5 protein-coding genes are annotated in these 6667 nt (G+C 33.2%); all 5 read right to left on the bottom strand.

The genetic code is table 11. The features are described 5' to 3' along the window. Window positions 1-2167: choice-of-anchor J domain-containing protein (locus L6Q46_RS11675; protein WP_291284451.1), on the bottom strand; the 2167-nt coding region annotated here is incomplete at its 3' end. 190 nt (window positions 2168-2357) lie between these two features. Continuing rightward, the gene (gene fabV, locus L6Q46_RS11670; protein ID WP_291284450.1) at window positions 2358-3548 is read right to left on the bottom strand and encodes an enoyl-ACP reductase FabV; all 1191 of its coding nucleotides are present in this window, start codon (window positions 3546-3548) and stop codon (window positions 2358-2360) included. Between the two features lie 64 nt (window positions 3549-3612). Beyond that, on the bottom strand, window positions 3613-5265 hold the full coding sequence (recN, locus tag L6Q46_RS11665) for a DNA repair protein RecN (protein WP_291284449.1): 1653 nt from the start codon (window positions 5263-5265) through the stop codon (window positions 3613-3615). 21 nt (window positions 5266-5286) lie between these two features. After that, entirely contained in the window at window positions 5287-6180 is an 894-nt protein-coding gene (locus L6Q46_RS11660) for a DUF4835 family protein (protein ID WP_291284448.1), read from the bottom strand. Next, on the bottom strand, window positions 6170-6667 hold a 498-nt coding region (locus tag L6Q46_RS11655; protein ID WP_291284447.1), incomplete at its 5' end, for a phosphopantothenoylcysteine decarboxylase. The genes L6Q46_RS11655 and L6Q46_RS11660, both read right to left, overlap by 11 nt.

Genomic DNA, 6667 nt, shown 5'->3' with positions numbered 1-6667 from the left:
ATCCAGCACCTCCACAGTCAGCTCTTACCCAAAATTCATAATTTGTATTTGAACTTAAAGCATTAACAGTCAAAGGCAAATCACCTATATCTACATAATCACCTGCTACTGCTGGTACACCACCACCAGCTGGTTGGACAACGTAGTAATAATCGAATTGAGTTCCAGAAGGATCAACCCATGATAAATCAGCACTACTAAAAGTTATGTTTGTAGCTGATAATGTAGTTGGCTCCACACAAGGAGGAGTTTCTCTTAATTCAAAATTATCAACGATTAATTCAATATCAGCACCGCCATCAGTTCCACCTTCAACACCTCTAAATGCAAATCTAACAGTTTGACCTGCATATGCATCTAAATCAATTATGTTTGGAGTTCCAGTATTGGAAGGAACATTTGTATTATTATATGTGTACAAAACGTTCCAGTTTGTAGTTCCTGTTGAAACTAAAACTTCAACAAAATCATCTGCTTCCCATGGTGTTGTTGGCGCTATAGGATTAGTACCCCATTGATTTGCCGAAGCATCAAATTTTAATTCATAATTAGCTGGAATTGTATATAGAGGCGATAAAATCCAATCATTATCACCTGTAAAGTCTAAATTAACTCTCATAGCCCCAGTAGTTCCAACATTTCCGAAACCATCAGCAGCCCAAGAACTAGTTCCAAAAGTAGCTGGACCAGTTGTCAAATTCCCGTTATCAGCTTCCTGCCAACAACCTGGCACATAAGCTGTAAAATCTTCTAAAGCTGGAACAGCATAAACTCCACAAGTTGTGAAAGTTCCTATATTAGTACCTGTTGTTACATTATAGTAGTAATCGTATGGTCCTGAACCACAACGAACATATTCATAAGCTTTAATATAATATTGTGTTCCAGTAGCTAAGCCAGTTACAGTAACTGTAGTACCTGTACCATCAAATATTATTTGTTGTCCTGAACCAGAATAAACAGTATTCGCTGTTAAAGCTGGAGCATTACCATTTACTGGATCAGTAAAAGTAGCTGAGTTACTAATATAAACAACTCTTCTATTACCATTTCCGTTAGTCCAGTTTACTACAGCCTGAGCATAATTTACAGTTCCTGCTGGAATTGTTACAGCCGTAATTTGATTAGTTGGGGTAATTGGAGCTGATACTAAAACTGACGCTGTTTGAGCAGAAGATGAAGAATTTGTACATGTTACATTTAATCTGTAATATATAGGTGTTCCTGAAAAAGCAGGTGGAGTATAAGTAGCAGTTGTAGCTCCTGTACCACCTACAACAGGTGCCCATGCATCTGTTGCACCATCATCATTTGACTCTTCCCATTGAAAAGTAAGACCTGTTACTCCTGAAGAATAACCAGAACCCACCAAATTAGCAGGCACTACTCCTGTACATACATTCTGTAACGCTGGAGTAACAGTACCTGCAACTGGAGCACCTGAACAAGGAACTGGAGGCGACCAAGTAAAAGTTAATCCCGAAGAAGGAAAAGCAGCTGGAGCTGTATTAGTAAATCTTACGTTATGTGCATTTGAAGTTGCCGCAGCAGTATCATTCCATGAAGGTGTTGCATCTGGAACAGATGTAGTAAGCCTTCTAGCATTATAATCCGCATTTGCTGTACCTCTTAATCCAACTTGTGGAATTCTAGTTTCACTAGCGACAACAGTAGTTGGAGCGTCATATACAACATTAATTTGGCCATTAGAAGTGTTTAACCTAATTTGAAAATTTATACTTTCCGGTGTAGCTAAATATCTTCTAAACTCTTTCCATTGAAAAATGATTTCATTTCCTATTTGCTCCCATCTTAACTCAGAAGTAGCCGTATTAGAAACTAAATCCATTCCAAGTCCAGAAATAACACCATTAGATGTAGCAGTACTTGATAATGGAGTATAACCATGAGTTGTAGTATTACCCATGATCAAATAACCATTGGGACTAAAGCCAACTGTAGTAATACTATTACCATTGTAAGCAAAAGCTGTTGGTAAAGTAACACTCAGAATAGTGTCATCGAGAGATGCTCCAGACGCAGCTAATGTGCCGCCCGTTATTGGTGTGTAAGTACCACTACTTTGACTAAAAGCATAGGAACTTACTTGGGCATTTATTTGCCAGCACGTAAAGAGCGCAAATAAAAATAAAGTAATTTTTTTCATGTATTTATAATTTTTTGTTAAGCAACTACAAATTTAACTATTAAATAAATATATTAATCACTAAAAACACAACCTAAAGATAACTTTCTCTTAATATCGACGAAAAGCAATAAAACATCGATAAAAAACAAAAAACTCTAGCCAAGCTAGAGTTTTGTAACAATTTTTATTCAAAATGTTGTATTTTGATTTATTTGATACTCGGTACCATAACCATTTCATTAGTATCAGCTTGATAATCTACCCCATCAAACCCAAATCCAAATAAGTTTAAGAAATCTTGTTTATATCCTGCTAAATCTCCTAATTCAACTAAAGTTTCTGTAGTTGATTCACCCCATAATTTAGCAATTTTCTCTTGTACATCTGCTCTCATTTCCCAATCATCGATACGAATTCTTCCTTTATCGTCTGTTGGAACTGCATTTCCAGTATACAATCTATCAGCATACAAACGTTGGATTTGCTCAATACAACCTTCATGAATTCCTTCCGCTTTCATGATTTTATATAACAATGAAATATATAATGGAATTACAGGAATTGCTGAACTAGCCTGAGTTACTAATGCTTTATTTACAGAAACATAACCTTTTCCATTAATATCTTTTAATTTCTCTGTAATTTCAAAAGCCGTAGCTTCTAAATGGTCTTTTGCTCTTCCGATTGTTCCTTTTCTGTAAACTGCTTCGGTAACTTCTGGCCCAATGTAAGAATAAGCAATTGTAGTTGCTCCTTCAGCTAAAACGCCTGCTCCTTTTAAAGCATCCATCCACATTGACCAATCTTCACCACCCATTACCACTACAGTATTCGCAATATCTTCTTCGTTAGCTGGCTCGATAGAAACACTAGTTACATTTCCTGTATGAAAATCAACAGTCTTATTCGTAAAAGTACTTCCAATAGGTTTTAAAGTAGAACGATGTAAAACACCTGTTACTGGATGTTGACGTACTGGAGATGCCAAACTGTAAATAATCAAATCAATCTGACCTAAATCAGCTTTAATCATATCGATTGTTTGTTGCTTTACTTCGTTTGAAAAAGCATCACCGTTTATACTTTTTGCATATAATCCAGCTTTTTGAGCTTCCATTTCAAAAGCTGCAGAGTTATACCAACCTGGAGATGCTGTTTTACCTTCAGAAGGTTCTTTTTCAAAAAATACACCAATAGTAGCAGCGTCAGAACCAAAAGCACTTGTAATTCTTGAAGCCAAACCAAAACCTGTTGAAGCACCAATAACTAACACTCTTTTAGGTCCGTTGATTTTTCCTTTTGATTTTACATATTCAATTTGATTTTTTACGTTTTGTTCACAACCTTTTGGATGAGCTGTCAAACAAATAAATCCTCGCATTCTTGGTTCTATAATCATGATATTCTATTTTTATAATTGGTTTGTTGTCGTTTAAACTGGTAAGCAAAAGTACTTTAAAAAATTAATTCAGCAAAGCTTTTGCGTGTTGTAAAGCCGAATCGGTTATATCTTTTCCTGATAACATTTCGGCTATTTGTTGGATTCTTTCTTCTGATGTTAGTAAATTTAATTCTGAAATTGTAGTTTCACCTAAATTACGTTTTGATACTTTATAATGCGAATTTCCTTTTGCCGCAATTTGTGGTAAATGCGTAATTGCAAACACTTGCATTGTAGCACTCATTTCCTTCATGATTTCACCCATTTTAATTGCAATTTCTCCTGAAACTCCGGTGTCAATCTCATCAAAAATGATGGTTGGAAGTTTAGAATAATTCGCTAAAATGGCTTTGATTGCTAACATGATGCGCGACATTTCTCCGCCTGAAGCTACTTTTTTTAACAATCCAAAACTCGTTCCTTTATTCGCTGAAAATAGTAAAATCACCTCATCTTTTCCTTTTGCATTATAAGAATCGGTATGATTGATTTCGATTTGAAAATTAGCTTCTACCATTCCTAATTGAGCTAAAATTGCTCTAATTTTCTCAATTAAAATTGGAGCCGTTTTCTTTCTATTTTCAAAAATAGATTTTGCAATTTCGTCAACTTTAGTTTGTTTCGAATTTAATTCGGTTTGTAATTTATTAATAACGCCATCCAAATCATCTACACGAATAACTTTAGCATCTAATTCGTTTTGAATTACTAACAATTCAGCAATGGTTTGTACTTGATGTTTTTTCTGTAAATTGTAAATGGTTTGCAATTTTGTATTTACCAATTCTAATCGTTCCGGATCAGCTAAAATCTTTTCGTTACTTTGTTCGCATTCCGAAATAATATCTTCAATTTCGAGTAAACTGCTTGTTAAACGTTCTAATAATTGTGCATTTTGATTAGAAAAACCAGCTATTTTTTGAAGTGAAATCTTAATTTCTTTCAAATTGACTAAGGCGCCCACTTGCTCTTCATTGGCAATAGCTAAAATTCGTTCGAAATTTTCTTTTATAAACTCAACATTACTTAGTTGTTCTAATTCTTGCTCAAGTGCTTCTTGCTCGCCATCAATTAAATTGGCTGCTAAAAGTTCATTCAGTAAAAAAGAGTTATATTCATATTCTTTAACCAAAGCCTCTTTTTCCGAAATCAATTGTTTCAACTCTTTTTGAGTCGATTTGAAATCAGACAATGCATTTTTATAAGAATTTACAAATTCTCCATTATTCGCAACCGCATCTAAAATATCAATTTGGTAGTTTTCTTCTGTAAGTTCTCTGGTTTGATGCTGGGAATGAATATCTAACAACATCGCACCTAATTCTTGCAATTCTTGAAGATTTACCGGACTATCGTTTACAAAAGCACGCGATTTTCCAGAAGGTAAAATTTCTCTTCTAATGATGGTTTTATCTTCATAATCCATATCATTTTCATCAAAAAAAGATTGAAGATTATAATTGGAAATAGCAAATTGTGCTTCAATAATACACTTTTGCTCTTTGTCTTTCAGTGATGTTAAATCGGCTCTATTTCCTAAAACTAAACCTAGAGCACCTAAAAGAATCGATTTTCCTGCTCCTGTTTCTCCAGTTATAACAGAAAACTGATTAGAAAAATCAGTTTCAAGCGATTCGATTAACGCATAATTTTTTATAGATAGTGAAAGTAACATAAATAATAAAAGGTATGAGTATTATTTAATTTTACTCCACTTTTGAGAATTTAATGGAGATATTCTATTTAAAGTTTCTACTAAAGAAGTTACATCAACTCTTGGTCCACCACTAAAAATGGAAACAATTTCGTCTGTTTTGGCATCAAAAAAAGTACGGGTTAATAATGCATTTGGTCTTGTTTTTTGTACTTCAGCTAAGTAATTAATTCCTTTAGCTACTCCTTCTTTACCTTTCTTAACATCTTCTGACATTACATCTAAACCTAATCTATGATATTGATAAAGAGATTGTCTGAAAGGTGTAAAAGTACTTGATAAAATATCTGAAATTAAAAAATTTCTGTTGTTGTTATTTCCTTCTGATTGATTCCAGCCTTTAAAACCACTTGTTTGAGCTACGTTCACAATATTTGAAGCTACTTGTAAATATTCAGTACCGCCTAATTCTGAAAAAGAATCTTGATCTAAACCAATGATTACGTTTGCATAAAAAGCTAAAACCGATATTAAGTTAGAATTAAAAGAATTTGGATCATAAATTAAATTTTCAAATTCGATAAATCGGAATGAAAAGTTCTTATCATTTATATTTAAAATAGGACTTGATAATGTTGAATTATGAACAGGTCTTGATGATTGTACTTGTAACGTAGCTTCAAAGTTATTAGCTCCAAAAGAATTAACGTTAATAAAGAAATTGCATTCAATTTTTTCAACATCAGTATATTCTTTTGTTGTCCATTTTGTTGTATTTAAAAACTCTTTAACTTGTGTTTCTAAATTTTTAAATAACTGTGGATTTCCATTAGCTACTTGTTGAAAATTTACCGATACAGTAGCATTAAGTTCTTGTGAAAACACATTAACAATTGAAAATAAAAAAATTACAACTAGTACTACTTTACGCATCATAAAACTGAATTACTTTATTAATAATATCTTGAGCTACTTCTTCTTTAGATTTTAGTTCTTTAGGTTCAATTTCAAAGTCTTTTGAAATAAAAGTTACTTTGTTTGTAGGTTGTCCAAAACCAGCACCTTTATCATTTAGCGAATTTAAAACTATCAAATCTAAGTTTTTTTTCTGGATTTTTTGCTTTGCATGTTCAATTTCATTTTCGGTTTCTAAAGCAAAACCTATTAAAAACTGATTTTTCTTTTGTTCTCCAAGCGAAGCTAAGATATCTTTTGTTTTTTCTAACTCTATAGAGAACGTTGAATCGTTCTTTTTTATTTTCTGGTTGGCTACATTTTTTGGACGATAATCCGCTACAGCAGCAGCAGCAATGGCTACATCAACATCTTTATAACATTGATGACAAGCTTCGTACATTTCTTGAGCCGAAGTTACTCTAATTAATTGTATCGAAGTGTTTTTTACATTTAAATGTGTTGGTCC

This window comes from Flavobacterium sp., assembly GCF_023151265.1.
Taxonomy (GTDB): domain Bacteria; phylum Bacteroidota; class Bacteroidia; order Flavobacteriales; family Flavobacteriaceae; genus Flavobacterium.
The sequence above is the reverse complement of the archived record's forward strand: the minus strand, read 5'-3'. Positions and strand labels throughout refer to the sequence as shown.

What these genes read in the sequence shown, in the direction of transcription:
- fabV (WP_291284450.1), bottom strand. Translation starts at nt 3,548, where the DNA reads ATGATTATAGAACCAAGAATGCGAGGATTTATTTGTTTGACAGCTCAT.
- recN (WP_291284449.1), bottom strand. Translation starts at nt 5,265, where the DNA reads ATGTTACTTTCACTATCTATAAAAAATTATGCGTTAATCGAATCGCTT.
- L6Q46_RS11660 (WP_291284448.1), bottom strand. Translation starts at nt 6,180, where the DNA reads ATGATGCGTAAAGTAGTACTAGTTGTAATTTTTTTATTTTCAATTGTT.